This is a genomic window from Pseudomonas coleopterorum (assembly GCF_900105555.1).
GTDB classification, from domain to species: domain Bacteria; phylum Pseudomonadota; class Gammaproteobacteria; order Pseudomonadales; family Pseudomonadaceae; genus Aquipseudomonas; species Aquipseudomonas coleopterorum.
The window spans coordinates 1,034,733-1,060,857 of record NZ_FNTZ01000001.1 but is presented as its reverse complement, the minus strand read 5'-3'; the positions used below and the strand labels follow the sequence as shown (position 1 = coordinate 1,060,857).

Here is a 26,125-nt window from a genome sequence, read left to right as displayed (position 1 = left end):
CTCATCGCTGCATGGATCGCCCATGACCACCCCCGCGTCACTTGCCAGCCACCTCTGCCCAGCCTGCGGAAGCCGCAACGACTGCACCCTGGCCGATGCAAAGACCGCCGCCCAGCCCTGCTGGTGCTACTCGGTGAGCATCGACCCCGCGGTACTAAAGGCCTTGCCCGAGCACCTGCGCAATGCCGCCTGCCTGTGCCCGCGCTGCGCTCAAGTGAGTGAGCAACTGTCGGCATCGAGGGCGTAACGCCGCCATGCGCCTGGACCGATTTCTTTCCAATCTCGAACGTTTCAACCGAAAACAGGTGCGCGTGGCCCTGATCGCAGGGCGCATCCAAGTCGACGGCCGCGTGGTACACGACCCGCTGCATGCCGTCACCGAATTCAGCGAAGTTCGCCTCGACCAAGACCTGCTGCAGGCTGGCCATCCCGCCCGCTACCTGATGCTGCACAAACCACCCGGCTGCGTCAGCGCCACCCAGGACCCGCAGCACCGCACCGTCCTCGACCTGATCGAAGTGCCGGACAAGGATCAACTGCACATTGCCGGTCGACTGGACTTCAACACCACCGGGCTGATGATCCTGACCAACGACGGGCAATGGTCACGCCGCCTCACTCAACCGACCACCAAGCTGCCCAAGGTCTACCGTGTTGAAACCGAGCAGCTCATCGAACCCCATTACATCGAGACCTTCGCGCAAGGCATCTACTTCGCCTTCGAAGACCTTACCACCCTCCCCGCCCACCTCGACATCCTCGGCCCGCGCCTGGCGCGCCTGAGCATCGTCGAAGGGCGCTACCATCAGGTGAAGCGGATGTTCGGGCACTTCCAGAACAAGGTGGTCAAACTGCACCGCGAACGCATGGGGGAACTGGTGCTGGACAAAAGCCTGCAACCCGGCCAATACCGCAGCCTGAGCGCGGAGGAAATCGGTCTGGTCTGAGAGGGATCGAGCAGAGAAACGAAAATTAGCGCTTCAAATTGCAGGGCGCTTCTGGTACAAAGTCAGCCGCCCGGAGCAGGTGTCGAAAGACGCATCGCACCGAGGTGGCCAAGCTGGCAATCAGGTTCGCAATGAACGGCCGGCGGCACGGAAACAACGCGTCATGCGGGTATAGTTTAGTGGCAAAACGAAAGCTTCCCAAGCTTTAGTTGAGGGTTCGATTCCCTCTACCCGCTCCAGTTTTTCATGATCCTCCAAGCACTCCAACTCCTCTGCCACGCCTACTGGCGCCTACACCCCTAACCTGCTCGACCCGCAGGAACCGACAGTGCTACTACGTCTCCTACGCACTCCCTCACCCTCAATCCGCCACTCACAAACGAAGCCTCAGAACACAAACCGATGCCCCATCTCCCCCTCCATCCACGTCAGAAACCGTCTGACCCTGGGAAAGGACGAGTGGGCTTTGGGAAACACCAAGTGGTGAGCGGCAACCGCGGCACTGAGCGCTTCAGGGGCCACTTCCACGAGTGCGCCCGACGCCAGGTATTTCTGTGCCAGCAGCGTGCTTTCCAGTGCGAACCCAAGGCCGTGGCTGGCAGCTTCCAGTGTCATGTAGGAACGATCGAAGCTCAGCGCATAGGGATGTTCGGGGCGGGCCAGGCCGTGCTGGGCGAACCATTCGGGCCATTTGAGCAGCGTTGCCTCCGAGAGGATCAACTCCTTGTTCAGCAAGTCACTGGCGCTGGCGACTGGACGTTTTGCCAGTAACTGTGGAGAGGCCAGCACTGCAAAGGCTTCGTTGCGCACCGTTCGCACTTCGTAGCTGGGCCAGTTGGGCAGGCCGTGGCGTATGTCGACGTCGATCTTGTCCCGGCTGAAGTGCAGTGACTCGTAGGAACACGACAGGTTGATCTGGATATCGGGATGACTCACGCGGAATGCTTCCAGGCGCGGCATCAACCAAAGCAGGCCGAAGCTTGGCGACGAGTGCAGTCGCAGGCAGTCGAGACTCACGTCACTGGCGGCTCTTTCCGTCGCCACTTCGAGGCTGTGCAGCAAACCGGAAATGTCTTTGAGGTACTGCTCGCCCACCGGGGTGAGGGTGACGCCACGGGCAGCGCGCACGAACAGCTGGCGGCCGATCATCGCTTCCAGATTCGCCAACTGATGGCTCACGGCTGAGGGTGTCAGGTTCAATACTTCGGCTGCTCTGGCGAGATTGCCAAAGCGGGCCGTCTGCTCGAAGGCTTGAATGGCCCTCAGCGGTGGCAGGTCCCGGGGCGCACTGTCGTGAAGGCGCATAAGTACTCGGCTCTTGTTGTTGAGATGTTATGGGCGAGTCTCATTCAAGCATTCCGTGGGTCTGCTGACGAGAGGTGAATTTTTCTCAGCCAGCAGTGAGGTTTGCCATATTGCTGCCAGTGCGTGGGCGGAACACCCTGAGTCATCGATTCCCGAATCGAATCATAAAAACAATGACAGGAATTTCCCCATGCTTCTTCAAGGCAAAGTCGCAATCATCACCGGTGCTGCATCCGAACGCGGAATTGGTCGTGCCACCGCCATCACGTTCGCCCAGCAGGGTGCCCATGTCGTCATCGTGGATCTGGATGAGTCTGCCGCGCGCGACGCCGCTTCGGCGTTGGGTGAAGGCCATCTGGGTCTGGCCGCCAACGTCGCGGACGAACACCAGGTCAAACAGGCCGTGGACAAGGTCATCGCGCAGTTCGGCCGAATAGACATTCTGGTCAACAACGCCGGGATCACCCAGCCGATCAAGACCCTCGATATCCGCCCTTGCGACTACGACAAAGTGCTGGATGTGAGCCTGCGCGGCACCTTGCTCATGTCGCAGGCCGTCATTCCGGTCATGAAGAGCCAGGCTTGCGGCAGCATCGTCTGCATGTCGTCGGTATCGGCTCAACGTGGCGGCGGCATCTTCGGCGGGCCACACTACAGCGCCGCCAAGGCGGGGGTACTGGGCCTTGGCAAGGCGATGGCCAGGGAATTGGGTCCGGACAATATCCGTGTCAACTCCATCGCTCCCGGCCTGATTCATACCGATATCACTGGAGGCCTGATGCAGGACGAGCGTCGCCACGCGATCATCGATGGCATTCCGCTGGGTCGTCTGGGCGCGGCTCAGGATGTCGCCAACGCTGCGCTGTTTCTGGCCAGCGATCTGTCTTCATATCTCACCGGCATCACGCTGGATGTCAATGGCGGCATGCTGATCCACTGAGGGCAGGTAACCGGGTCGACAGTGACCCGTGGTGTTCTAGATCGATGGCACGCCAGGCCACAGCGCCTGGCCGTCTATAAAAACAAGAGATCGGACAATCATGATAACTTCCATGACGCTCGAAGCGGTTTCGACCGTGCGCTCGAATGCTTATCGCAAAACCGCCTGGCGACTGATGCCGTTCCTGATGCTGTGCTACCTGTGCGCGTATCTGGATCGCGTCAACGTGGGCTTCGCCAAACTGCAGATGATGAGCGACTTGTCGCTGAGTGAAACCGTGTACGGCCTCGGTGCTGGCATGTTCTTTCTCGGCTATTTCCTCTGCGAAGTGCCCAGCAATCTGATTCTGCACAAAGTGGGCGCGCGCCGATGGATCGCCCGCATCATGATCTCGTGGGGCATCATCTCCGCCCTCTTCGCCTTCGTGGAAACGGCGTGGCAATTCTATGTGCTGCGCTTCCTGCTGGGCATCGCCGAAGCCGGCCTGGCGCCGGGTTTGCTGCTCTATCTCACGTACTGGTTTCCCTCGTATCGCCGGGCCAGGATGACGGTGCTCTGGTTCATCGCGATTCCACTTTCGGGCATGATCGGCGGCCCTCTTTCCGGCCTGATCATGGCCAAATTCGCCGGCTTTCACGGTTGGGCCGGATGGCAGTGGATGTTCGTCATCGAGGCCATTCCGACGGTGATCGTCGGCCTGATGGTCCTGGCGTATCTCAAGGATGGCGTGCACCAGGCCACCTGGCTGACCGATGACGAAAAGGAGCTGGTGAACAAGGAACTGGCGGAAGACAACAGCCGTAAGGTCACTCACGGCTCGGTTCGCGATTTCCTGCGCGATCGTCGCCTGTGGATGCTGGCCTGCATCTACTTCTGTGTGGTGATGGGTCAATACGCGATCACCTTCTGGCTACCGACCTTGATTCGCAACGCCGGGGTTTCCGACCCGCTGCACATTGGCCTGGTCACCAGCCTGCCCTACATGTGCGCCATCGTGGCCATGTTGCTGATGGGCCGAAGTGGCGACAAGCACCGCGAACGTCGCTGGCACCTGATTGCGCCCATGATCGCGGGTGCCCTGGGCCTTACGTTGGCAGCCCTCTTCGGCGCGAACCTGGTCATCTCGGTCCTGAGTCTCTGCCTGGCGGCGGCCGGGGTTCTGTCTGCCTCTTCGCTGTTCTGGATGCTGCCGACCACGCTGCTGGGCGGAGTCTCGGCCGCTGCGGGAATTGCCGGCATCAACAGCTTCGCCAACCTCGCCGGTTTCTGCTCGCCCTACCTGATTGGCTGGATCACCACGACCACAGGGTCGAGCGCGATAGGGATGTACCTCATCACCGGCGTGCTGTGCATCGGTGCGTGCCTGGTACTGCGAATCCCCGCCGCTTCGGTCAATCGTTGAGTCAACGGAGTACGTGCAATGACTGCTATTTCATCCAAGGTTTCTGAAACATCACTGGCACAACGCGCCCTCAACATCCGTCGTCATGCGCTGCGCATGGGCCAGGTTCAAGGCCAAGGCTACGTCGGTCAGGCATTGGGGGCGGCTGACTTGCTCGCTGTGGCCTACTTTCACGCGCTGAATTACAAGCCCCATGACCCCGAATGGGAACAGCGTGACCGCTTCTACCTCTCCATTGGCCACTACGCCATCGCGCTGTACGCGGCCCTGATCGAAGCCGAAATCATCCCGCTGGACGAGCTCGAAACCTACGGCTCCGATGACAGCCGCCTGCCGATGTCGGGCATGGCGACCTACACCCCGGGGATGGAGATCACCGGCGGCTCGCTGGGCCAAGGTCTGGGCATCGCCGTGGGCGCGTGCCTGGGGCTCAAGCGCAAGGGTTCCGATTCGTTCGTCTACAACCTGCTGTCCGACGGTGAACTGAACGAAGGGTCGACCTGGGAAGCGGTGATGTCGGCCTCCCACTGGAAGCTCGATAATCTGATCGCCATCGTGGACGTCAACAACCAACAGGCCGATGGCCGCTCCAGCGAAGTGCTTGCCTTCGAACCCATCGTTGACCGTTGGCAGGCGTTTGGCTGGTTCACCCAGCGTGTGGATGGCAATGATCTGGACGCGCTGGTCAAGGCGTTCGATGCCGCGCGCAGTCATGGCGGCACGCAACCGCGGGTGATCATCTGCGATACCAGAATGGGTAGAGGCGTGCCGTTCCTGGAAACCCGGGAGAAGGCCCACTTCATTCGCGTGGATGAGCATGAATGGAACCTGGCCTTGAACCACCTCGAAGAAGGGGACACTGTATGAACGACTTCAAGAACGACACTGCCCAGGCGCCCGCGGCCGCCAAAAAGAAACTCACGACCTCGGCAATGATCGCCTCGATCGCTTCTGAAGGTCAGGCAACCCGGTCGGCACCTTTTGGCCATGCACTGGCGGCCCTGGCTGCAGAGCGGCCGGATATCGTTGGCCTGTCCGCCGATCTGGCCAAGTACACCGACCTGCATATCTTCGCCCAGGCACATCCCGATCGGTTCTACCAGATGGGCATGGCTGAACAGCTGTTGATGAGTGCCGCTGCAGGCATGGCGCGCGAAGGCTTCGTTCCCTTCGCAACGACCTATGCCGTGTTCGCCTCGCGCCGAGCCTATGATTTCATCTGCATGGCCATCGCCGAGGAGAATCTCAACGTAAAGATCGTCTGTGGGTTGCCGGGGCTGACGACCGGCTATGGTCCGAGCCATCAAGCCACCGATGATTTGGCCATCTTCCGCGCGATGCCGAATCTGATGATTGTCGACCCCTGCGATGCGCTCGAAATCGAGCAGGCCGTTCCTGCCATCGCCGCTCACAACGGACCGGTGTACATGCGTCTGCTGCGCGGCAACGTTCCGCTGGTACTGGACGAATATGGCTACACCTTCGAGATTGGCAAAGCCAAGACCCTGCGCACGGGCAATGACGTGCTGATCATCTCGACCGGCTTGATGACCATGCGAGCCTTGGAGGCTGCCCAGGCACTTCAGGCCGATGGCATCGATGTTGCCGTACTGCACGTACCGACCATCAAGCCGCTGGACGAACAGACCATTCTGGCGGAAGCGCGAAAGTCAGGCAGGCTGGTAGTCTCGGCGGAGAACCACTCCATCATCGGTGGTCTGGGCGAAGCGGTGGCGACTGTCCTGCTGCGCAACGGCGTGACGCCCGCATTCCGGCAGATTGCCCTGCCCGACGCCTTTCTCGACGCCGGTGCATTGCCGACACTGCACGACCGTTACGAGATTTCCACGCAGGCGGTGTGCGCTCGGATCAAAGGCTGGCTGTGATGGCTTGATCGTCGGGGGTTGCGTGCCCCCGATACAGCTCTTTCTGGAAGGGATAGGTTTCCCTGAAACTCAGGGCCTCGACGCTGCGGTTTGATCGATCACACGCCTGCCCTGTGAATGATCAATGACCGCCGCGGCGACTTCGTCTCAAACGCGGAACCGGCGAACCTGCGTGTTCAGCACCGCTGCGAGCTGGGACAGCTCCTGACTCGCCACCCGTGCCTGCTCCGAGCCGGTGGCTGTCTGTACCGACAGATCACGGATTCGCACGATGTTCCTGTCCACTTCTCGTGCCACCTGAGCCTGCTCTTCTGCTGCGCTGGCGATGACCATGTTGAGGTCATCGATACCCGATACCGATTGGGCAATCGTGGCCAATGCAAGGTTTGCGGACTGGGCCTGGGTACGGGTGAAGCGGGCTTGCTCCGCGCTGGATTCAAGCGCATCGACCGTGCGTGCCGTACCGTTCTGGATGGAACCTATCAACGATTCGATTTCCCGGGTGGACTCGCTCGTGCGATGGGCTAGTGCGCGAACTTCGTCCGCGACCACGGCGAAGCCTCGCCCGGCATCACCGGCGCGTGCTGCCTCGATCGCGGCATTGAGCGCAAGAAGGTTGGTCTGCTCTGCCACCGAACGTATGACGTCCAGCACCTGGCTGATGTTCAAGGTCTGATCGGCCAGATGCTGTGCCCGCTCTCTGGCATCCAGAACATTGTCGGTCAGGGTTTCGATGGCACCCAATGTCGCGCCCAACTGAGCTTGCCCCTGCAGCGCTGTCTCGGCAGCCTTTCTCGACTCTGCAGAGGTCGAGGCGGCGTTGCTGGCAACCTCCTCTACTGCCTGGCTCATTTCGGTAACGGCCGTGGCCGCCATCTCGATCTCGGTATTCTGCTGTTGCAGTCCTTGGGCGCTTTCATACATGACTGCTGACATTTCTTCGGCAGACGAAGCCAGCTGAGTCGATGAATGCCCCAAGTGGGTCAGGGTTTCACGCAGATTACCCTGCATCGTGTGCATCGCCTGAAGCAGTTGGGCCGCTTCGTCGGTTCCGCGTGCATCCAGTGTCTGAGTGAGGTCACCCTCGGCGATGGTTCGAGCGGCTTGCACGGCTTGAGTGATCGGATAGGCCAGGCTCACGGTCAGTCGCCAGGCCATGAGCAGGGTGAGGAGTATCGCCAGCGTGATGGCAATACCGGTAATCAACTGAGATCGGGAATAGGTCAGGTCGGACTCTACCGCAGCGTCCTTGGCCGCCTTTTCATTGATCTTGCGCAGGGCTTCGGTCGTCTGGTTCATCTTTGCGCCAAGCGGTGCCATTTCATCACTGACCACCGACCGTGCCTGATCGATCTGACCGGCAGACATCAGCGTTGCAAGCCCGCCGAGCAAGCGCTGATAGTCAGCATAGTGCTGCCGCAGCGCTTCCAGTTGTCGACGTTCTTCATCACTGCTGAGCAAAGGCTCATAGCGTTTGAAACCTGCGTTGACGATATCCGATAGATCCTTGAGCTTGCTCACGATGGCGGCGCGACTGGCGGCATCGGGCATTGCCAGCAGGCGCAACGCCTCTACCCGCATGCGGGTCAGTTGCAACGCCAGATTGTCCGCCTCGACAATACTCGGAATGCTGTTGTTTTCCAGCGCGAGTCCCTGCGCGCGAATTTTCGATAATTGACTCAGCCCGAACAGGCCTACGCACAGCGTCAGTGCAATCAGAACACCAAAGCAGAGCAGGCTGCGGTGAGCAATCTTGAAGTTTCTCAGGTTCATTGCAGGGATCTACATGGAGGAGAAACTCCTTATCGGCCTCTGGGACGTCTGAAACAGCTGTGAAATATGAATTTTTTATGACACATCCAGCGTTTTCGACGTAGAGGGATCAGGGACAATGTGCATGGCGGTCGGCACGGCCCGAGGATTTTCTCCAGTAAAACCGGCGCGACCCGATCACACGGCCCTTCTCACTGCCCAAAATGCCCGAACCGCCCACTGAAGCGCTTAGCCAGCGGATACGCCAGATCGCCGTGCTTGCTCGTTCCCAGCCCCAATTCCACCAGCACCTGCGCCAATTTGACTGCCGCCGCCACGCCATCGATCACCGGCAGGCCGACGCGTTCGCTGACCCGCGCAGGCAGGTCGGCCATGCCGCCACAACCCAGCACGATGGCGCCGGCGCCTTCCTGGTCGCGGGCCTGCAGGGCCTGCTCAGCGATGCGCTCGACCAATACCTCGTCGCTCAGCGTTTCAAGCTCCAGCACGGGGATGTCGACGCAGCGCACCGAGGTGCAGTGCTCGGTCATGCCGTAGTTGCGCAGCAGGTGTTCGGCGATGATGCGCGTACGGGTGAGCGTGGTGACCACGGCGAAGCGGGTGCACAGCAGGCTGGCAACATGAAAGGCGGCTTCGGCGATGCCGATCACCGGGCCGCGGGCCAGTTCGCGGGCGGCCAGCAGGCCGGGGTCGCCGAAGCAGGCGATGATGTGCGCGTCATAACCGGCGGCCACGCCTTTGCGCACTTCTTCCAGCACGCCGACCGCAGCGATGGCTTCGTCGAAATGACCTTCGATCGATTCCGGGCCGTCCTGCGGGCAGCAGGCGATGATCTGCGTATCGCGACCGGCGACGGCACTGGCGGCGCGGCCGATACTGGCGGTCATGGACGAGCTGGTGTTGGGGTTGATGACCTGGATTTTCATGAAAGGCTCGGCAGCTGGATCAGCGTTTGAAGATGGATTTGAAGTCGGGCTCGGCCACGGGTTTGGCGTCCAGCTGGAGGCTGGCGCGAATGCTCGCCAGATGTCGGGCCATCCAGTTCGACGCGAGTGCGCCCTCTCCCCGTTCGAGCAGCTCGATCAGCTCGACGTGCTCTCCACAATCGCAACCGACGCTATGGCGCGAACCGTACACCGCGATGATCAGCGACGAACGCGTGGTCAACTGGGCGATCTGCTCGCTGAGCACCTGATTGTCGGCGGCCACCGACAGCTGCACGTGAAACCGCGCCGAGAGCTGAATGGCGTGACTATGCCGCCCCTGATGTTGCGCCTGATGCTCCTGCTCGGCGAGCTCGCGCAGCCGCTTGAACTGTTCGGCCGTGGCGTGGGCGACCACGGTCGGCATCAACGCAGGCTCGATCAGTTGCCGGGCGGCGAACACATCCTGAGCCTCCTTGGCGCTGGGATGGGCCACTTCCGCGCCACGGTTGGCCCGCAGGGTGACCAGACGTTCCAGAGCCAGACGCTGCAAGGCCTTGCGAATGCCCGTGCGGCTGACGTTGAACACCTCGGCCAGGGCATCTTCGGGAAGGCGCACGCCCGGTTGCAGGCGGTGCTCGACGATGGCGTCGAGGATCTCCTGATAAATGTGTTCATCGCGACTGACGGCGGTGGAGCCATCGGAACTGTTGGCAAGAAAAAGGGGAGAATTCACGAAATCGTTTCCTGGGTACGCGTGGAGCAATCGTATACAAACTGAATTGTCTTCGCCATCTTTGCCCCACGCCGAGATCAGCATTCATCAAACCGCACCAATACAGCCCTCGGCAGCGAGTAAGTGCGCAAAAACAGCACAGGATGTTCACCGGGCAGGCGCGTCGCCGCCTGCGAAATCACTGTAAACCCGTTGGATTTACGCTTCCATACACTCTGGCACGCATCCTGCTCCATGGATCGTATACAACAATGCCGACCCCCGTATGCAATGCTCGGAGCGGCCACGACCCTGGAGCGTGTGCGTGAACAATCCCGACCTACCCAAGGGCTACAGCCCTCGCTTGTACAACGAAGACCTGGGCCCGGTAGTACAGAAGTGGAACTGGTACAACATCTTTGCCTTCTGGATGAGCGACGTGCACAGCGTCGGCGGCTATGTATTCGCTGCCAGCCTGTTCGCTCTGGGCCTCGCCAGTTGGCAGGTGCTGATCGCGCTGCTGGTGGGCATCGGTATCATTCAGGTGATCGCCAACCTGGTCGCCAAACCCAGCCAACAGGCGGCGGTGCCCTACCCGGTGATCTGCCGCCTGGCGTTCGGCGTGTTCGGCGCGAACATTCCGGCGGTGATTCGCGGCCTGATCGCGGTCGCCTGGTACGGCGTGCAGACGTACCTGGCGTCCAGCGCACTGATCATCGTGGTGCTGCGTTTCTTTCCTGGCATGGAAAGCTACGCACAGGTGCAGTTCGCCGGCCTGTCGTACCTGGGCTGGATGGGTTTCCTGTTCCTGTGGGCCGTACAGGCGGCGGTGTTCTGGACCGGCATGGACTCGATCCGGCGTTTCATCGACTGGGCCGGGCCGGTGGTCTACGCGGCGATGTTCATTCTCGCCGGCTGGATCGTCTGGAAGGCGGGTTGGAGCAACATCAGCTTCACTCTCGCGGAAAAATCCCTGAGCGGCTGGGAAGCCTTCGGCCAGGTGGTGATGGCGACGGCTCTGGTGGTCTCGTACTTTTCCGGCCCCACGTTGAATTTTGGCGACTTCAGCCGCTATTGCCGGACCATGGCTGACGTGCGGCGCGGCAACTTCTGGGGTCTTCCGGTGAATTTCCTGGCGTTCTCGCTGGTCACGGTGGTGATCGTATCGGGGACCTTGCCGGTGTTCGGCGAAATGCTCCACGATCCAATCGCCACAGTGGCGCGCATCGACAATGACGTTGCGGTGTTGCTGGGCGCCTTTGCCTTCGTCACGGCGACGATCGGCATCAACATCGTCGCCAACTTCGTCTCGCCCGCCTTCGACTTCGCCAACTGCGCGCCAAGCAAGATCAGCTGGCGTGCCGGCGGGATGATTGCCGCCGTGGCCTCGATCTTCATCACCCCGTGGAACCTGTTCAACAACCCCGAAGTGATCCACTACACCCTCGACGTGCTGGCAACCTTCATCGGCCCGCTGTTCGGAATCCTGTTGGTGGACTACTACTGCATCAAGCAACAGCGGATCGACGTGGCAGCACTGTTCGACGACTCGCCCACCGGGCGCTACTGGTACAGCAACGGCTTCAACCCAGTGGCGATCAAAGCGCTGCTGGCGGCCACGCTGATTGGTATCGTCGTGACCTTCGTGCCCTGGTTCAAACCGATCGCCAACTTCGCCTGGTTCACCGGCTGCTTCCTGGGTGGCGGGTTCTACTGGATACTGGCGCGGCGGGACGTGCGTTCTTTGAGCCTGGCAGGCGTCTGACCCAGGACAGGGTACGTCGTCTGCCGGGAGTGCGGCGGCGTACCTGCACCACAGGTCGAACATTAATCAACACACTTAAACAATACGCAGATAGCCCAGAGTCGCCAGTACAGATTACCTTCCTCCGCGTCCTGACTTCTGAGCCTGCCTGACGCCTGCTTTTGCCACCGTAACAGCAAGTTACGCCAAGGCAAATTGAAAAATCCTCTAACTCAATCAGAAATTTCTGATTCCCTTGTTGACGCTTCAGCAACCGCCCCCTTGTAGTAATAACCTCTTACTTGATAGGGATATCCATCATGATCATCCTGGTAGCCGGTATTCATGGGGTCGGTAAAACCTGGCATTGCGAGCACTATGCGCACCGTCGAGGGGTGTTGCACGGCAGCGCGAAAGGCTTGGTCAGGCAGGTGCTCGCGTCTGTGAAATGGAGTGATGACCGCTACGCGACCAACCGCGACCGTAATCGCCAGGCATTGGAACTGGCAGCGACCAGCATCGCCGCCAGTGGCAAGTCGATGCTGCTGGAAGGCAACGTTGCCTTGATGGGCAAGCGAGCACGCACGTTGGGCATCGATCTCACAGCATTCGAGCGCCTTTCCCTGGGAGCGATCCTGCTGCTGGAGTGCGAGCCGGGGACCGTGCTCCAGCGGTTACCGGCCTGCCACGCCTCCGCCACCGAAGTCGAGCTGTTCCAACAGCAGGAACGCGAGAGTGCACGAGCCGTGGCGCGGCATCTGCACATTCCATTGATGTTGCTGCGCGACTGCAGCGATCACACCTTTGGCCAGACCGTGGACGCCTGGCTCAAGCGGGGCCAGCCCATTTCCATCGATACCGCCAGAAGCCATCCACCAGGGTTTCATCGTCTGTATCGCTGAGCGAACGCGCTGTGGCCGATCTGCCGCTCGTCGCCTCGAGGGCACGTTGGGATCCATGCGATGGCCCAATGCTTGTACCCCCCTCTGACTGCGGAGATGCACCATGTTGATTAGCAAAAAGCTCGCCTCGCTGGCTCTGGCCGGTCTTCTATCGGCTTCGTCGTTCGCGGCGATTGCGGCGTCCAATGACAACAACCAAACGGCTACGCCTGAAGCACCCTCGGGCCGCCAGGTTATCCCAGGCACCGACAAGTCCCCTGACAGCGGCAATGCCACTGGCATCGACGGCAAATCCGGTTCGATGAGCCAGGGCGCAGACGCCGGGACCACCGACGGCGGCCCAACCCCAATGGGCGCCTCCAAAGGCGACGGCAGCTCGGGCAACAGTGGCGGCAACGGCGCCGGCGCGGGCAAATAACCGACTGCACCCGCCCACCCGGCGGCGCGAATCCGCTCTTGCTCCTGTAACACTCAGGGGCCGAGCAACCGGATTCGCGCCGTTTTCATGTCCGGCCTTCAATAATCGTGTCGTCTTAGGATCTGATCGACGGATTCCGCGGCAGGACGATTGTAGAACTTGAGCAACTCGCTGGCACGGTTGGTGAAGATACCGTCCACGCCCGCCTCGCTGACCTTCTTGAAATCAACCGCCTCGTCGACCGTGTACACGTGCACCAGCAAGCCCTTGTCATGGGTCAACTGGTTCATCCAGGGCTGGACCAGGTCCATGTAGCTCTGATCTCCTCCCCCGGTCAATGCGGCCGAAGGCCCGGTGCCCACCGCACCGTTGGCCTTGGCGATGTCGAGCCAGCGCTCGAACTCGGCGCGATCACGGGGCTGCTGCTGGGCATAGTACGCCGCCTTGTCGGTCATGCCGGACGCTGCGAACGACACCGTGGATGTGGGCTCGATGCTGCCCTCGCCGACCCACAGCAACAACACCTTGGGCACCTGAGGCATTTCCTTGGCCAGCAATTCCAGACTGTTTTTCTCGAACGTCTGCAGCACCACGCGATGCTGACCATCCAGCCAGCCCCGTTGGGCAAGCTTGGCCTTGAGATCGCGTTCGATACCGGGAAACTGCTGCGGTACCTTGGTTTCGATGTACACCCCAGGTTTGTGGGTACCGTCCTGGGCGACGTCGAGCACTTCGTCCAGCGTGAGAATCTTCAGACCCTTGTAGCTGTCACGGGCACGCTGCGGGTGCGCAGCATTGAACCAACTGCCGGCGTCGAGGATTTTCAGCTCCGCCAGGGTGAAGTCGCTGACCGGCTTGTCCTGGCGCTCGGGGAATTTGCTGGCGATGTCGGTGGTGCGCAGCAGGGTGTCGTCGTGCAGCGCGATCAACTGCCCATCGCGGGTGCGTTGCACGTCGAGCTCCAGGTAGTCGGCGCCCAGGTCACGCGCCAGCAGGTAGGCCGGCAGGGTAGATTCCGGAGCATCGTACGAGGCACCCCGATGAGCGATGACGGCGGGATAGGGAATGTTGGCGGCATGGGCCAACTGTTCGGGCGTTTGCCCGTGGGCCGAGGCAGCGGCGCCGAGGGCGGCGGTCAGGCACAGGGTCTTGTACAGGGATGTCAACATGCGTAGTCCTTTCAGAGGTGATCGAAAACGGCATCGCAAGATACCGATGAACCGACCCAGCATAGACGGCGTCGGATGACAGGAGATGGCGTGCTAGAGTCGCGCCCTTGTCCAAGACACGAGTAGAACGAATCATCACCATGGCACATGACACCTTCGACGCCCACCTCGACGACTGGCAGACCCTGCACACTCGCCAGCCTGCGCAAAGCCTGCTGCTGGGCAACGGCGCCAGCCGTGCGGTCTGGCGCAGCTTCGCCTACGACGCGTTGTTCGAGCGCGCGCAAAAGGTGCGCAACAAACCGTTGAGCCAGACCGACCTGGCCTTGTTCAAGTCGCTGCAGACCCAGAGTTTCGAACAGGTGCTGACCGTGCTCAACAGCACCGTGCGGGTCAACGCGGCCCTGGCGATCAGTTCGACCGCCCCGCTCAACCGCTACTATGCGATCAAGGAAGCGCTGATCCACGCGGTGCGCAGCGTGCACATCCCCTATCGCCTGCTCGACCAGCAACGCTTGGCGGTTCTGAACCGTGAACTGCGCTCGTTCGACACCGTGTACAGCAGCAATTACGACCTGCTCTGCCCCTGGGCCGTGCAGCATGACCCGCAGGGTTTCGCCGAGCTGATGGACGTGGATACCGGTTTCGATATCCGCCGCACGGCCTCCCAGGAATGCCGCGTGCTGTACCTGCACGGCGGCCTGCACCTGATCAAGAACAGCGACGGCACGACCCGGCAGCGCACCGCCGAGGGCGAGGCCTTGCTCGACGGCTTTGCGATCAACACCCCCGGTGATGTACCACTGCTGGTCAACGAGGGCCCCAGCGCACAGAAGCTGTGCAGCATCCGCGATTCCGATTACCTGAGCTGGTGCCACGGGGAGTTGAGCCGACAGGACGGCACGTTGTGCATTTTCGGCCACAACCTGGACAGCGACGACGCGCACATTCTCCAGGCCCTGCGCCAGGCGCCTGCGCAGACGTTCTACGTTTCGATCTTCCCGCTCAGCGATGCCTGGATCATCAGCCAGAAGCAGCGTTTCACAGCACTGTTCGCCGACTGCGGCAAAATCCTGCATTTCTTCGACGCAACCAGTCACGGCTTGGGCAATGCTCAGTTGAACGTGCCGGTGCCCGCCGTTGTGAAGAAGCGTCGCTGAAGGCAAACGCCTTCAGCACAGCGATATCAATCCTTTCTCCAGCGCCAGCAGCACGGCCACGCTGCGCGAGCCCACGGCGAACTTGCGGCGGATGTTGGCAAAGTGAAAGTTAACCGTAGCCTCGGAACAGGCCAATATGCGCGAGATTTCCCACGAGGACTTGCCTCTGCCGCTCCAGACGAGCACTTCCTGCTCGCGCGGCGTCAGCTTGATGTCGAGCGTCACTGCGAACTCCAACCCTTGACTTGAGCGCTCATGGTGGCGCTCGCCAAGGGTGGGTCACAACGTCGACGACTTGTAGTGTCGACGCCTCACAGCAAGCTAGCCCAACAGGCCGTCTTCCTGCAGCAAGGTCTGCAGGCGCTGCTCGCGAATGCCGTAGAACGCCTTCAGCTCTTCGATTTTGGCCAGCGCTTCAGCGGACGGGCCGGAGGTGTCACGTTTGACCGCCAGAATCATCTTGTTCTTGTTGGTGTGTTCCAGGGAAATGAACTCGAACACCTTGGTTTCATAACCGCAGGCGTCCAGCAGCAGGGCGCGCAGGCTGTCGGTGACCATCTCGGCCTGCTGGCCCAGGTGCAGGCCGTATTGCAGCATGGGCTTGAGCAGGCCCGGGCTCTGGATCTGCAGGCGGATTTCCTTGTGGCAGCACGGCGAGCACATGATGATCGCCGCGCCGCAGCGGATACCGGTATGAATGGCGTAGTCGGTGGCGATGTCGCAGGCATGCAGGGCGATCATCACATCGATTTCGCTGGGCACCACCGAACGTACGTCGCCGCATTCGAACACCAGCCCCGGATGGTCCAGCCCAGCGGCTGCGGCGTTGCACAGCTCGACCATGTCAGGGCGCAGTTCCACGCCTGTGACCTGTGCCTGACGCTGCAGGGAGTTGGCCAGGTAGTCGTGGATGGCGAAGGTCAGGTAGCCCTTGCCCGAGCCGAAGTCGGCGACCCGCACCGGTGCGTCGGCCCTGGCCAGCCGGGACGTGGCGAACGCGTGGGAAAACACCTCGATGAACTTGTTGATCTGTTTCCACTTACGCGACATCGACGGGATCAACTGCTGCTGCTTGTCGGTCACGCCCAGGTCCTGCAGGAACGGCCGGTTCAGTTCGAGGAAGCGTTTCTTCTCCCGATCGTGGCCCAACTCTGGCGCAGCCCGTTCCTGCTGTTGCTTGCTGCGGTGCAGGCTGGCCTTGTTCTTCTTGCTGAATTCGAGCTGCAGCTCGTCGGTCAGGGTCAGCAGATGGGCGTTCTTGAAGGTGTCGGGCAAGGCCTCGGCAATGAACTGCTGACCGTCGACCAAACTGAAATTCTTGGTGATGTCGCGCGTCTTGTAGCGGTACACGAACGACAGGCACGCCTCGCCCTTGATGGTCGCCAGCTTGACGATCAGGCGCTGCAGGTCCGGCTCCTGGCCGACGTGACGAGCCAGCACCAGCTTGATGAAAGCGTTCTGCGCCAGGCTGGTGTCGAGCGAAGCAAGGAATTCGGCGCGGGGGTCGGTGACGGGCATGGCGAAACGGATCTCGGGTGTGTTCAGGCGGGCATTTTAGTGGGTGTGCATGGACTTGGGGAAAATGGATTTGCCCTCACTGTCATGGATGCATTTGTATCAATCCTGGCACCTGACTGGATTGACCGGCGCCGATACGTTAAAACACCTCCCACGAACTACAAAAACACTGCCACCTGTCACTGGCTGCAGCATCCTGTGCGGTACGCCAAAGAGAAGAACTCCATGAACAAGCTGTGTCTGCTGGGCGTCGTCGTCGGCCTGGCCTTGCAATCCGCGCATGCCGAAAGCCCTTCCCAAGGTCCGCAGAGCAAGGAGGCCTTCGTTGCCGACCTGCTCGCACGCATGACCGTCGACGAGAAGATCGGCCAGTTGCGGCTGATTTCCATCGGTGGGGAAATGACCCATCAGCGCATCGAAGCGGAGATTGCCGCGGGGCGTATCGGCGGCACGTTCAACTCGGTCACCCGGACGGAAAACCGGCCCATGCAGGATGCAGCCCAGCGCAGCCGTCTGAAGATTCCGATGTTCTTCGCCTACGACGTGATCCACGGCCACCGCACGCAGTTCCCGATCAGTCTGGGTCTGGCGGCAAGCTGGGACATGGACGCCATCGCCCTGAGTGCCAGGACCTCGACCGCAGAAGCGGCTGCCGACGGTATCGACATGACCTTCGGGCCAATGGTCGACATCTCGCGCGATCCACGCTGGGGCCGGACCAGCGAGGGGTTTGGCGAGGATACCTACCTGGTGTCGAAGATCGCCCGGGTGATGGTCGAGAACATCCAGGGGCCGAGCCCGGCCAATCCGGACCGGATGATGGCCAGCGCCAAGCACTTCGCCCTGTACGGCGCCATCGAAGGCGGTCGCGACTACAACACCGTGGACATGAGCCCGCAGCGCATGTTCCAGGACTACCTGCCGCCCTACCGCGCCACCGTCGATGCCGGCACGGGCGGCATGATGGTCGCCTTGAACTCGATCAACGGCGTGCCGGCGACGTCCAACACCTGGCTGATGCAGGATGTACTGCGCAAACAATGGGGGTTCAAGGGCATCACCATCAGCGACCACGGTGCCATCCATGAGCTGATCAAGCACGGTGTGGCCGCCGATGACCGCGAGGCGGCGAAACTGGCAATCAAGGCCGGCATCGACATGAGCATGAACGACTTTGCCTACGGTGAGTACCTTCCGGATCTGCTCAAGAGCGGCGAGATCACCCAGGCCGACCTCGACAACGCCGTACGTGAAGTGCTGGGCGCCAAGTACGACATGGGCCTGTTCGCCAACCCCTACCTGCGTATCGGCAAGGCACAGGATGATCCGGTCGATGTCAACGCGGAAAGCCGCATGCATCGCGCCGAAGCCCGCGACGTAGCCCGCAAGACCCTGGTCCTGCTGAAGAACCAGAAACAGACACTGCCGCTGAAAAAGGACGCGCGCATCGCCCTCGTCGGTCCGCTGGCCGACTCACCCGACGACATGCTCGGCAGTTGGTCGGCGGCAGGTATCGCCGGGCAGTCAGTGACACTGCTCAGCGGCCTGCGCAATGCCGTGACCGATCCCGCCAAGGTGACCTACGCCAAGGGCGCGAACGTCACCGATGACCGCGCCACCATTGACTTCATCACCCACTTCAACCCCGAGCACATGAAGCACGCATTGGACCCACGCTCCAGCCAGGCCCTGATCGACGAAGCGCTCACGGCGGCACGTGATGCCGATGTGATCGTCGCGGCGGTCGGCGAATGGCGTGGCATGAGCCATGAATCGGCCAGCCGCGTCGCCCTCGATCTGCCTCGCACCCAGCAGGCCTTGATTACCGCCCTGCGCGCCACTGGCAAGCCGCTGGTGCTGGTGTTGATGAACGGTCGCCCCCTGGCCATTGGCGAGCAGCAGCGCCAGGCCGACGCCGTTCTGGAAACCTGGTACGCCGGCACCGAAGGTGGCAATGCCATCGCCGATGTGCTGTTCGGTGACTACAATCCGTCCGGCAAGCTGCCCGTCACCTTCCCGCGCTCGGTCGGCCAGGTGCCGCTTTACTACAGCCACTTGAGCATTGGCCGGCCATTCACGCCAGGGCATCCGGGCAACTACAGTTCCCAATATTTCGATAGCGAGCAAGGTCCGCTGTACCCCTTCGGCTACGGCTTGAGCTACACCGATTTCAGCCTGTCGGACGTCAAGCTGTCGAGCAAGCGTATGAGCCGCGATGGCAAGGTCACCGCCAGCATCAACGTACGCAACATCGGCAAGGTCGCGGGCGAAGCCGTGGTGCAGTTGTATGTGCGCGACGTGGCCGCTTCCATGGCCCGACCGGTCAAGGAGCTCAAGCATTTCCGCAAGCTGATGCTCAAGCCGGGCGAAAGCCAGACCCTGACCTTCGACATCGTCGAGGACGATCTGAAGTTCTATGACCAGCAACTGGTTCGTGCAGCGGAAGCGGGTCAATTCACTGTCATGATCGGGCTGGATTCCGACGACGTGAAAGAGGCGAACTTCGAGTTGTTGTAGCCGGCAATGGTCGAGTAGCGCCCGTGATCGACTCCCGTGCCCTGCGCCTGACCGCCATTGTGCTGGCCATCGTGGCCGGCGCGGTGCTGTCCGCCGTCTGGGCCAGCGGCCATGCCCAGCGACTGGCCCAGAACGAAGAGGCGTCGCGCAGCAATGGCCAGCTGGCACTGTACGCCAACAGCCTGCACACGCTGATCGAGCGCTACCGCACCCTGCCCGCCGTGCTGGCGCTGGATCCGCAACTGCGGCAGGCGTTGCAGGGGCCGATCGACGCGGCCACCCAGGATGTGCTGAACCGCAAGCTGGAGCGCATCAACGCGGCAGCTCGCTCCTCGACTCTGGAACTGCTCGATCACGCAGGTCTGGCGGTGGCCGCCAGCAACTGGCGCCTGCCCACCAGCTATGTGGGTCACAACTATGCGTTCCGGCCTTATTTCAGCCAGTCGGTCAGCCAAGGCAGCGGGCGTTTCTATGCCGTGGGCGTGACCAGCGGTATCCCCGGCTATTTCCTGTCCAGCGCCATCAAGGACGCTCGGGACGGTTTTCTCGGTGCCATGGTGGTCAAGCTGGAACTGCCCGAGCTGGAACAGGAATGGGCGCAGGGGCCTGACACCCTGCTGGTCAGCGATGCACGGGGCGTGGTGTTCATCGCCAATCGGCCGGGCTGGCGCTATCGCACGCTGCACGCCTTGAGCGATGCCGACCGCGCTGAGTTGCAGCGCACTCGCCAGTATCATGATCAAGCCGTGCAGCCGCTGGATTACCAGGTGCTGGACACGCTCGACGCCGCAGCCAGGCAAGTACGGGTCAACGGCCCACAGGGCACAGCCGACTATCTGTGGGCATCGTTGCCGATGGCCAGTGAAGGCTGGACCTTGCACCTGCTCAAGCCACCCGTCGCGGGCAACGAGGACAGCCGCAATGCCGCGCTGGCAGCGGTGGGCGTGTGGCTGAGCCTGGTCTTCGGTGGCTTGTGGCTGAACCAGCGCCGTCGTCTGGCCGCCCTGCGCCAGCGCGGGCGCGAGCAACTGGAGTCGCTGGTACGAGCACGCACCCGCGAATTGCGCGACGCCCAGGAAGGTCTGGTTCAGGCGGCGAAGCTGGCCGCCCTGGGCCAGATGTCGGCTGCGTTGGCCCACGAGATCAGCCAACCGCTGACGGCCCAGCGCATGCAGCTGGCAAGCCTGCGGCTGCTCCTCGATCAGGACCGCATCGATGCGGCGCGCCAGGCGCTGGCGCCGCTGGAGCAGATGCTGACACGCATGGCGGCGCTGACCACACACTTGAAAACCTTCGCCCGCAAGAGCCCGGCCGGCGTACGCGAACGACTCGATCTGGCGCGGGTGCTGGATCAGGCCCTGCAGTTGCTGGAAACGCCTCTGCAGGCAGCCGGGGTCCGCCTGCATCTGCAGGTCAGTCGGCCTGCCTACGTGCGCGGCGACGCCATTCGCCTGGAACAGGTGATGATCAACCTGTTGCGCAATGCGCTGGACGCCATGAGCAGCGAGCCGGCCAAGGACTTGCACATCACCCTGCAGATTCACGGCGAACACTGGCATCTAGGCATCGCCGACAGTGGCAGCGGCATTGCCAGTGAACACATCGAGCATTTGTTCGATCCGTTTTTCACCACCAAGCCGATCGGCGAAGGGCTTGGCCTGGGGCTGGCGGTCTCGCTGGCGATCGCCCATGAACACGATGGTCAGCTGAGCGCGGAAAACCTGGAGCGTGGCGCTCGCTTCACCCTCGCCCTGCCCCTCGACAAGGAGCCTGCATGAGCAATCAAGTGATGGTCATCGACGACGAAGCGAGCATTCGTGACGCCGTCGAACAATGGTTGGGCCTCAGTGGCTTTTCGGTGCAGCGTTTCAGCCAGGCCGAAGAATGCCTGGCCCAGCTGCCAGAGAATTTCCCCGGCGTGATCCTCAGCGATGTGCGCATGCCGGGCATGGGCGGGCTTGGTCTGCTGGCGCAACTGCAGGCACGCGATCCCGAATTGCCGGTGATCCTCTTGACCGGCCACGGTGACGTACCGATGGCAGTGCAGGCCATGCGCGATGGTGCCTACGACTTTCTCGAAAAGCCTTTCAGCCCGGAAAGCCTGCTGAGCAGCCTGCGGCGTGCCCAGGACAAGCGTCGGCTGGTCCTGGAAAACCGCCGTCTGCACAACCGCGCCGACTTCAGCGAGCAATTGCAGGCGACCCTGCTCGGCGCGGCGCCCGCCATTGCCCAACTGCGTCGGCAGGTGCTGGACCTGGCTTCTCTGCCGGTCAATGTGGTGATCCGCGGCGAGACCGGCAGCGGCAAGGAGTTGGTCGCACGCTGCCTGCACGATTTCGGTCCGCGCGCCGGAAAGCCGTTCGTGGCACTCAACTGCGCGGCCATTCCCGAGGCGTTGTTCGAGGCCGAACTGTTCGGTCATGAAAGCGGCGCCTTCACCGGTGCGCAGGGCAAACGCATCGGCAAGCTGGAATATGCCCACGGCGGAACGTTGTTTCTCGACGAGATCGAAAGCCTGCCCATGGCCCAGCAAGCCAAGCTGCTGCGCGTGCTGCAGGAGCAGAAGCTCGAACGCCTGGGCTCCAACCAGAGCATCGCGGTGGACCTGCGCCTGGTCGCGGCCAGCAAGCCCGATCTGCTGGAGCAGGCCCGGGCCGGGCTGTTTCGCGAAGACCTGGCCTATCGGCTGAATGTCGCCGAACTGCGCCTGCCACCGCTGCGCGAGCGGCGTGAAGACATCCTGTGCCTGTTCGATCACTTCACGGCGGCCACCGCAAAGCGCCTGGGACGCCCGGTACCGGTGGTGAACTCGACGCAACTGAGTCAGTTGCTCAGCCACGATTGGCCCGGCAATGTCCGCGAGCTGGCCAACGCCGCCGAACGCCACGTGCTGGGGCTGGCCGCGCCTGCCCTGGAAACATCCGGCGGCGGGCTGTCGTTGGCGGCGCAGCAGGAAGCGTTCGAAGCGCAATGCCTGCGTGCGGCGCTCGCCCTTCATCGGGGTGACATCAAAGCGGTGATGCAAGCCCTGCAAGTGCCCCGGCGGACCTTGAACGAAAAGATGCAGCGTCACGGACTGGCGCGTGAAGACTTTCGCGAGTAGGCAAAAATCCGCTTATCACCCTTCTCGTTTCAGCAAGAATCCGCCTACTTTGTGCATAAGCCCCCGCAAAACCTGGGCTTCGCAGGCTGGCACGGCTTCTGCTATTGCCTTGGCAAGCGCGACTCAACGTGCTGCCAACAATAACGAGAAGGTTCCATCATGGATAACTCAAACACCCTGCCCGCCGGGGCAAGTGCTGCATCCGCCCCGCCTCGCACCACCGCCAGCCGGGTCAAATCGATCTTCAGCGGTTCGGTCGGCAACATGGTCGAATGGTATGACTGGTACGTCTACGCCGCATTCTCCCTGTACTTCGCCCAAGTGTTCTTCCCCAAGGACAGTCTTAACGCCCAGTTGCTGAACACTGCCGCGATCTTCGCCGTCGGGTTTCTGATGCGCCCCATCGGCGGCTGGCTGATGGGCCTGTATGCCGACCGCAAAGGCCGCAAGGCGGCGCTGATGGCCTCGGTCCTGCTGATGTGCTTCGGCTCGCTGGTGATCGCCCTGACACCGGGCTACGAAACCATCGGCATCTGGGCGCCGGTGCTGCTGGTCCTCGCGCGGCTGATGCAGGGCCTCTCGGTAGGCGGTGAGTACGGCACCTCCGCCACCTACCTGAGCGAGATGGCCACCCGCGAGCGGCGTGGTTTCTTTTCCAGTTTCCAGTACGTCACCCTGATCTCCGGTCAGTTGATCGCGCTGGCGGTGCTGATCGTGCTGCAACAGACGCTCACCGAAGAACAGCTGCTGAGCTGGGGCTGGCGCGTACCCTTCGTGATCGGTGCACTGTGCGCCGTGGTTGCTTTGTGGCTGCGTCGCGGTATGGAAGAGACCGAATCCTTCACCCAGAAAAAGGTCTCCAAGGAAAGCACGATGCGCACCCTGTTGCGCCACCCCAAGGAACTGCTGACCGTGGTCGGCCTGACCATGGGCGGTACGCTGGCGTTCTACACCTACACCACCTACATGCAGAAGTACCTGGTCAACACGGTAGGCTTCAGCAAGGCCGACTCGACGGCCATCTCGGCCGCCACGTTGTTCCTGTTCATGTGCCTGCAACCGGTCATCGGCGCCCTTTCCGACAAGGTCGGACGCCGCCCGATCCTGATCGCCTTCGGCGTACTGGGCACCCTGTGCACCGTCCCCATCCTGACCACCCTGCACACCATTGAAACCTGGTGGGGCGCGTTCTTCCTGATCATGGCGGCGCTGATCATCGTCAGCGGATACACCTCCATCAACGCAGTGGTCAAGGCTGAGCTGTTCCCCACCGAGATCCGCGCCCTGGGCGTCGGCCTGCCCTACGCACTGACCGTATCGGTCTTCGGCGGCACCGCCGAACTGATCGCGCTGTGGTTCAAGCAGATCGGCATGGAAACCGGCTACTACTGGTACGTGACCGCCTGCATCGCCTGCTCGCTGCTGGTGTACGTGTTCATGAAGGACACCCAGAAGCACTCGCGGATCGAAACGGACTGAAGCCAGGCACGCCCGGCGAAAGCCGGGCAGTGTCATCATCGGTCAAGGCATGAGCATTTATCACCAGCGCACGGAGCGCGATTCCATTTCGAAAGGAAGCATCAGAATGTCTGATCACCGACGTGAGACGTTGGAGCTGGAAAAGCTGAATGTCGAGATACGAAAATTCATGGCCGAAAGCCGCAAATTGAATGCTGAAGCTTTGAAGTTCAGGCGAGAATCAGAATGGTATCCCTTCGCCGTAGGTGCTGCGCTGGCTACAGCGATTGTGGCAACCTTTACCTTGCTGATCCGTTTTTTCGCCATTTGAAGCTCTTTCGCCGCGGCACCAGACATCTGCTGCAACTGATACCGCACGTCCCTGTAGCAGCGGTGCAAGCCGCGTCCGGAATCAACGCGGTGCATCTACACTTCTGTATCTACCGCCGACGCGACTCGCGCCGCGGCTACAGGAACGGTGAGGTATTTGCCAGAGTGCATTCCATGCCGACGCAGCTTGTTTTTCAAGGCTAGCGGGGGCACATTTGATACAGAGTTTGCATAGCAGACGAAGTCCGCCCGACAGGATAATCAGACATGTCTACGTCCCTCAAGAATGCCTGCATTCAACGCCGACAGTTCGAACAGCTTCACAATGAGGTTGCAGCCTTCACCGAAGAAATGCGCCAGGCGGAATCGGCGCCCGCTTCCACTTGCCCTGCCATATTCTCGTTCGCGATGGGCGCTGCAACCGCCACCTTCGTCTTCGCAGCCGCTGCTGCCCTTGCGCTAATGCACAACTGACCTGCTGCTGGGGTTACACGATGCACATTGCGCATCTGTCGACCGTTCATTGCACTGATACCCACGGCAACGCACACTGGGGGCACTTGAACGCTGAGGACTGCCCCCGATGTCGGATGACACCTACTACTACGAACCCGCCAAGGGCCATGGTTTGCCCCACGACCCGTTCAACGCCATCGTCGGCCCGCGGCCGATCGGCTGGATCTCTTCCCAGGACCGCGAAGGTCGTCTGAACCTGGCGCCCTACAGCTTCTTCAACGCCTTCAACTACACGCCGCCGATCATTGGCTTCGCCAGTGTGGGACGCAAGGACAGCCTGAACAACATCGAACAGACCGGCGAATTCGTCTGGAATCTGTCGACTCGCGCCCTGGCCGAGCAGATGAACCAGAGCTGCGCGGCGGTGGGTCCCGAAGTCGACGAGTTCGAACTCAGCGGTTTGCAGCACGCGCCTTCGAAAATCGTCAGCGTGCCGCGGGTGCTCGAAGCGCCGGTGTCATTCGAATGCAAGGTCACTCAGATCATTCAACTCAAGGGCGCCGATCAGCAAGAGGTGCCCACCTGGTTGATTCTGGGTGAGGTGGTGGCGGTGCACATTGCCAAGTCACTGCTCAAGGACGGCATCTACGACACCGCAGCGGCCGGCCCGATCCTGCGTGGCGGCGGCCCGGCCGATTACTTCGAGATCGGTCCGCAGGCGCTGTTCCAGATGCACCGGCCACAGGTCAAATAGGCGTAAACACCGGTTCGCCCTCTTCGTCGACATGGGCCAGTGTCGACAAGACCTCGGCGGCAGCGCTATCGGCCTCGTGGGCGGTGGCGAACGACTGGCCATCGAGCACCTTGTGGAAACGCGGGGCGCCGCCGCCCTCCAGCGCCTTGATGGCAATGGCGGCGCGGTAACTGCCCGCCTCCGGCACTACTGCCGAAACCGCTTCGTGATGTTCGAATACCTTGCGTGCCATGACGTACCTCGGGCCGATGGAAAAGCCGCGATTGTACGCGGCTCAGGCCGCACTGGCATGTTCGAGCGCCGCGTCACCGAAGGTGTGCAGGTCGAGGCTGGTCACCAGCAGGCCGTGGACCAGATCGGAGAACACCTGCATGCCCGGCGAGTTGAGCCAGGCGGTCATTGCGGCCTGATCGCGCCAAACGCCAGCCACCTGCCACAGTCGCTCGTCGCCGTGACTGCGCTGAACCGCAAAGTGCAGACAGCCAGGCATGGCCAGCGCGGGCCGTACCAGCGCCGACAAACCCAGCCCGACCCGCTCCGAATCACCTGGCCGGGCGGTGACCAGGGCACAATGACTGACGGTAGAAAATGAGTTCATGCTCGACTCTCCCTGATTGAACGTTCTGCGGTGAACACAGTTGCAGCGACAACGTTACGCAACCCCGGACCGCAGGGGTTAGCCGTTTCCTGTCAAGGTCTTGCCCG

General features: G+C 61.7%; 26 protein-coding genes, 1 tRNA gene and 1 pseudogene. 18 read left to right on the top strand and 10 right to left on the bottom strand.

Annotation, left to right across the window (positions count from 1 at the left end; genetic code table 11):
- Positions 1–22: 22 nt before the first annotated feature.
- The 3 genes from BLV18_RS04715 to BLV18_RS04705 all read left to right on the top strand — a co-directional run bounded on the left by BLV18_RS04715 (position 23) and on the right by BLV18_RS04705 (position 1,186).
- Positions 23–247 carry a cysteine-rich CWC family protein gene (locus BLV18_RS04715; protein ID WP_090356659.1) on the top strand — a complete coding sequence of 75 codons (225 nt, stop codon included), beginning with the start codon at positions 23–25 and terminating at the stop codon, positions 245–247.
- A 7-nt stretch (positions 248–254) separates the two neighbouring features.
- Positions 255–947 carry a pseudouridine synthase gene (locus BLV18_RS04710; RefSeq protein ID WP_090356657.1) on the top strand — a complete coding sequence of 231 codons (693 nt, stop codon included), beginning with the start codon at positions 255–257 and terminating at the stop codon, positions 945–947.
- A gap of 165 nt (positions 948–1,112) precedes the next feature.
- Positions 1,113–1,186 (top strand) — tRNA-Gly (locus BLV18_RS04705).
- Positions 1,187–1,334: 148 nt separating this feature from the next.
- Here BLV18_RS04705 and BLV18_RS04700 read toward each other — a convergent pair.
- A complete protein-coding gene (locus BLV18_RS04700) occupies positions 1,335–2,252 on the bottom strand; it encodes a LysR substrate-binding domain-containing protein (RefSeq protein ID WP_090356655.1) in 918 nt (305 codons plus the stop codon).
- 190 nt (positions 2,253–2,442) lie between these two features.
- On the opposite strand from BLV18_RS04700, the gene BLV18_RS04695 reads away from it, so the two are divergent.
- From BLV18_RS04695 to BLV18_RS04680, 4 genes are all read left to right on the top strand, one after another.
- Positions 2,443–3,192: an SDR family NAD(P)-dependent oxidoreductase gene (locus BLV18_RS04695; protein WP_090356653.1), complete on the top strand. Its 750-nt coding sequence runs from the start codon at positions 2,443–2,445 to the stop codon at positions 3,190–3,192.
- 100 nt (positions 3,193–3,292) lie between these two features.
- Positions 3,293–4,594, top strand: a complete 1,302-nt coding sequence (locus BLV18_RS04690; RefSeq protein ID WP_049860705.1) for an MFS transporter — start codon at positions 3,293–3,295, stop codon at positions 4,592–4,594.
- An 18-nt stretch (positions 4,595–4,612) separates the two neighbouring features.
- Positions 4,613–5,461: a transketolase gene (locus tag BLV18_RS04685; RefSeq protein WP_090356651.1), complete on the top strand. Its 849-nt coding sequence runs from the start codon at positions 4,613–4,615 to the stop codon at positions 5,459–5,461.
- Positions 5,458–6,480 carry a transketolase family protein gene (locus tag BLV18_RS04680; RefSeq protein WP_090356649.1) on the top strand — a complete coding sequence of 341 codons (1,023 nt, stop codon included), beginning with the start codon at positions 5,458–5,460 and terminating at the stop codon, positions 6,478–6,480. The genes BLV18_RS04685 and BLV18_RS04680 overlap by 4 nt, the downstream gene beginning before the upstream one ends.
- Before the next feature lie 147 nt (positions 6,481–6,627).
- Here BLV18_RS04680 and BLV18_RS22700 read toward each other — a convergent pair whose 3' ends face one another.
- The 4 genes and pseudogenes from BLV18_RS22700 to BLV18_RS04665 all read right to left on the bottom strand — a co-directional run bounded on the left by BLV18_RS22700 (position 6,628) and on the right by BLV18_RS04665 (position 9,912).
- Positions 6,628–7,356, bottom strand: a complete 729-nt coding sequence (locus tag BLV18_RS22700; protein WP_425272643.1) for a methyl-accepting chemotaxis protein — start codon at positions 7,354–7,356, stop codon at positions 6,628–6,630.
- Between the two features lie 126 nt (positions 7,357–7,482).
- A pseudogene (locus BLV18_RS22695) lies at positions 7,483–8,253 on the bottom strand (MCP four helix bundle domain-containing protein); the annotation flags it as partial.
- A gap of 191 nt (positions 8,254–8,444) precedes the next feature.
- Positions 8,445–9,179, bottom strand: a complete 735-nt coding sequence (locus BLV18_RS04670) for an aspartate/glutamate racemase family protein (protein ID WP_090356644.1) — start codon at positions 9,177–9,179, stop codon at positions 8,445–8,447.
- A 19-nt stretch (positions 9,180–9,198) separates the two neighbouring features.
- Complete coding sequence (locus tag BLV18_RS04665; RefSeq protein ID WP_244156805.1) at positions 9,199–9,912, bottom strand: GntR family transcriptional regulator; 714 nt, start codon at positions 9,910–9,912, stop codon at positions 9,199–9,201.
- Between the two features lie 304 nt (positions 9,913–10,216).
- On the opposite strand from BLV18_RS04665, the gene BLV18_RS04660 reads away from it, so the two are divergent.
- The 3 genes from BLV18_RS04660 (at position 10,217) to BLV18_RS04650 (ending at position 12,955) form a co-directional block, all read left to right on the top strand.
- A complete protein-coding gene (locus tag BLV18_RS04660; RefSeq protein WP_244156802.1) occupies positions 10,217–11,656 on the top strand; it encodes an NCS1 family nucleobase:cation symporter-1 in 1,440 nt (479 codons plus the stop codon).
- Positions 11,657–11,955: 299 nt separating this feature from the next.
- Complete coding sequence (locus BLV18_RS04655; RefSeq protein WP_090356637.1) at positions 11,956–12,537, top strand: AAA family ATPase; 582 nt, start codon at positions 11,956–11,958, stop codon at positions 12,535–12,537.
- 103 nt (positions 12,538–12,640) lie between these two features.
- Positions 12,641–12,955 carry a hypothetical protein gene (locus tag BLV18_RS04650; RefSeq protein ID WP_090356635.1) on the top strand — a complete coding sequence of 105 codons (315 nt, stop codon included), beginning with the start codon at positions 12,641–12,643 and terminating at the stop codon, positions 12,953–12,955.
- A 98-nt stretch (positions 12,956–13,053) separates the two neighbouring features.
- Here BLV18_RS04650 and BLV18_RS04645 read toward each other — a convergent pair whose 3' ends face one another.
- The gene (locus BLV18_RS04645; protein ID WP_090356633.1) at positions 13,054–14,124 is read right to left on the bottom strand and encodes a glycerophosphodiester phosphodiesterase; all 1,071 of its coding nucleotides are present in this window, start codon (positions 14,122–14,124) and stop codon (positions 13,054–13,056) included.
- 140 nt (positions 14,125–14,264) lie between these two features.
- Here BLV18_RS04645 and BLV18_RS04640 point away from each other — a divergent pair, with 140 nt between their 5' ends.
- Positions 14,265–15,284, top strand: a complete 1,020-nt coding sequence (locus tag BLV18_RS04640; protein ID WP_090356631.1) for a DUF4917 family protein — start codon at positions 14,265–14,267, stop codon at positions 15,282–15,284.
- A gap of 12 nt (positions 15,285–15,296) precedes the next feature.
- Here BLV18_RS04640 and BLV18_RS22560 read toward each other — a convergent pair whose 3' ends face one another.
- Both BLV18_RS22560 and BLV18_RS04630 read right to left on the bottom strand, forming a co-directional pair.
- Positions 15,297–15,509, bottom strand: coding sequence for a response regulator transcription factor (locus BLV18_RS22560; protein WP_275669801.1), 213 nt, complete (start codon positions 15,507–15,509; stop codon positions 15,297–15,299).
- Positions 15,510–15,605: 96 nt separating this feature from the next.
- Positions 15,606–16,802: a class I SAM-dependent methyltransferase gene (locus BLV18_RS04630; protein WP_090356629.1), complete on the bottom strand. Its 1,197-nt coding sequence runs from the start codon at positions 16,800–16,802 to the stop codon at positions 15,606–15,608.
- A 225-nt stretch (positions 16,803–17,027) separates the two neighbouring features.
- On the opposite strand from BLV18_RS04630, the gene bglX reads away from it, so the two are divergent.
- The 7 genes from bglX (at position 17,028) to BLV18_RS04595 (ending at position 25,420) form a co-directional block, all read left to right on the top strand.
- Positions 17,028–19,319 (top strand): beta-glucosidase BglX, encoded by a 2,292-nt coding sequence (gene bglX / locus BLV18_RS04625; protein ID WP_090356627.1) that lies wholly within the window; start codon positions 17,028–17,030, stop codon positions 19,317–19,319.
- Between the two features lie 23 nt (positions 19,320–19,342).
- The gene (locus BLV18_RS04620; RefSeq protein WP_090356625.1) at positions 19,343–21,097 is read left to right on the top strand and encodes a sensor histidine kinase; all 1,755 of its coding nucleotides are present in this window, start codon (positions 19,343–19,345) and stop codon (positions 21,095–21,097) included.
- On the top strand, positions 21,094–22,422 hold the full coding sequence (locus BLV18_RS04615) for a sigma-54-dependent transcriptional regulator (RefSeq protein ID WP_090356623.1): 1,329 nt from the start codon (positions 21,094–21,096) through the stop codon (positions 22,420–22,422). The genes BLV18_RS04620 and BLV18_RS04615 overlap by 4 nt, the downstream gene beginning before the upstream one ends.
- A gap of 159 nt (positions 22,423–22,581) precedes the next feature.
- Positions 22,582–23,901 carry an MFS transporter gene (locus tag BLV18_RS04610; RefSeq protein ID WP_049860690.1) on the top strand — a complete coding sequence of 440 codons (1,320 nt, stop codon included), beginning with the start codon at positions 22,582–22,584 and terminating at the stop codon, positions 23,899–23,901.
- 49 nt (positions 23,902–23,950) lie between these two features.
- Positions 23,951–24,211, top strand: coding sequence for a hypothetical protein (locus BLV18_RS04605; RefSeq protein WP_425272615.1), 261 nt, complete (start codon positions 23,951–23,953; stop codon positions 24,209–24,211).
- 266 nt (positions 24,212–24,477) lie between these two features.
- On the top strand, positions 24,478–24,684 hold the full coding sequence (locus BLV18_RS04600) for a hypothetical protein (protein WP_090356620.1): 207 nt from the start codon (positions 24,478–24,480) through the stop codon (positions 24,682–24,684).
- Between the two features lie 109 nt (positions 24,685–24,793).
- Positions 24,794–25,420: a flavin reductase family protein gene (locus BLV18_RS04595; protein ID WP_049860689.1), complete on the top strand. Its 627-nt coding sequence runs from the start codon at positions 24,794–24,796 to the stop codon at positions 25,418–25,420.
- Here the strand turns inward: BLV18_RS04595 and BLV18_RS04590 are convergent.
- Both BLV18_RS04590 and BLV18_RS04585 read right to left on the bottom strand, forming a co-directional pair.
- Positions 25,413–25,652 carry a hypothetical protein gene (locus BLV18_RS04590; protein ID WP_090356618.1) on the bottom strand — a complete coding sequence of 80 codons (240 nt, stop codon included), beginning with the start codon at positions 25,650–25,652 and terminating at the stop codon, positions 25,413–25,415. The two genes, BLV18_RS04595 and BLV18_RS04590, sit on opposite strands and share 8 nt — an antisense overlap.
- 42 nt (positions 25,653–25,694) lie before the next feature.
- The gene (locus BLV18_RS04585; protein ID WP_049860687.1) at positions 25,695–26,018 is read right to left on the bottom strand and encodes an antibiotic biosynthesis monooxygenase family protein; all 324 of its coding nucleotides are present in this window, start codon (positions 26,016–26,018) and stop codon (positions 25,695–25,697) included.
- Positions 26,019–26,125 lie beyond the last annotated feature (107 nt).

Excerpts from the sequence above, each read along its gene's own strand:
- BLV18_RS04615 (WP_090356623.1), top strand. The coding sequence starts at position 21,094 with ATGAGCAATCAAGTGATGGTCATCGACGACGAAGCGAGCATTCGTGAC.
- BLV18_RS04640 (WP_090356631.1), top strand. The coding sequence starts at position 14,265 with ATGGCACATGACACCTTCGACGCCCACCTCGACGACTGGCAGACCCTG.
- bglX (WP_090356627.1), top strand. The coding sequence starts at position 17,028 with ATGAACAAGCTGTGTCTGCTGGGCGTCGTCGTCGGCCTGGCCTTGCAA.
- BLV18_RS04600 (WP_090356620.1), top strand. The coding sequence starts at position 24,478 with ATGTCTACGTCCCTCAAGAATGCCTGCATTCAACGCCGACAGTTCGAA.
- BLV18_RS04605 (WP_425272615.1), top strand. The coding sequence starts at position 23,951 with ATGAGCATTTATCACCAGCGCACGGAGCGCGATTCCATTTCGAAAGGA.
- BLV18_RS04655 (WP_090356637.1), top strand. The coding sequence starts at position 11,956 with ATGATCATCCTGGTAGCCGGTATTCATGGGGTCGGTAAAACCTGGCAT.
- BLV18_RS04680 (WP_090356649.1), top strand. The coding sequence starts at position 5,458 with ATGAACGACTTCAAGAACGACACTGCCCAGGCGCCCGCGGCCGCCAAA.
- BLV18_RS04645 (WP_090356633.1), bottom strand. The coding sequence starts at position 14,124 with ATGTTGACATCCCTGTACAAGACCCTGTGCCTGACCGCCGCCCTCGGC.
- BLV18_RS04590 (WP_090356618.1), bottom strand. The coding sequence starts at position 25,652 with ATGGCACGCAAGGTATTCGAACATCACGAAGCGGTTTCGGCAGTAGTG.
- BLV18_RS22700 (WP_425272643.1), bottom strand. The coding sequence starts at position 7,356 with ATGGCGGCCACGGCCGTTACCGAAATGAGCCAGGCAGTAGAGGAGGTT.
- BLV18_RS04695 (WP_090356653.1), top strand. The coding sequence starts at position 2,443 with ATGCTTCTTCAAGGCAAAGTCGCAATCATCACCGGTGCTGCATCCGAA.
- BLV18_RS04715 (WP_090356659.1), top strand. The coding sequence starts at position 23 with ATGACCACCCCCGCGTCACTTGCCAGCCACCTCTGCCCAGCCTGCGGA.
- BLV18_RS04685 (WP_090356651.1), top strand. The coding sequence starts at position 4,613 with ATGACTGCTATTTCATCCAAGGTTTCTGAAACATCACTGGCACAACGC.
- BLV18_RS04700 (WP_090356655.1), bottom strand. The coding sequence starts at position 2,252 with ATGCGCCTTCACGACAGTGCGCCCCGGGACCTGCCACCGCTGAGGGCC.
- BLV18_RS04585 (WP_049860687.1), bottom strand. The coding sequence starts at position 26,018 with ATGAACTCATTTTCTACCGTCAGTCATTGTGCCCTGGTCACCGCCCGG.
- BLV18_RS04650 (WP_090356635.1), top strand. The coding sequence starts at position 12,641 with ATGTTGATTAGCAAAAAGCTCGCCTCGCTGGCTCTGGCCGGTCTTCTA.
- BLV18_RS04610 (WP_049860690.1), top strand. The coding sequence starts at position 22,582 with ATGGATAACTCAAACACCCTGCCCGCCGGGGCAAGTGCTGCATCCGCC.
- BLV18_RS04595 (WP_049860689.1), top strand. The coding sequence starts at position 24,794 with ATGTCGGATGACACCTACTACTACGAACCCGCCAAGGGCCATGGTTTG.
- BLV18_RS04670 (WP_090356644.1), bottom strand. The coding sequence starts at position 9,179 with ATGAAAATCCAGGTCATCAACCCCAACACCAGCTCGTCCATGACCGCC.
- BLV18_RS04630 (WP_090356629.1), bottom strand. The coding sequence starts at position 16,802 with ATGCCCGTCACCGACCCCCGCGCCGAATTCCTTGCTTCGCTCGACACC.
- BLV18_RS04690 (WP_049860705.1), top strand. The coding sequence starts at position 3,293 with ATGATAACTTCCATGACGCTCGAAGCGGTTTCGACCGTGCGCTCGAAT.
- BLV18_RS04710 (WP_090356657.1), top strand. The coding sequence starts at position 255 with ATGCGCCTGGACCGATTTCTTTCCAATCTCGAACGTTTCAACCGAAAA.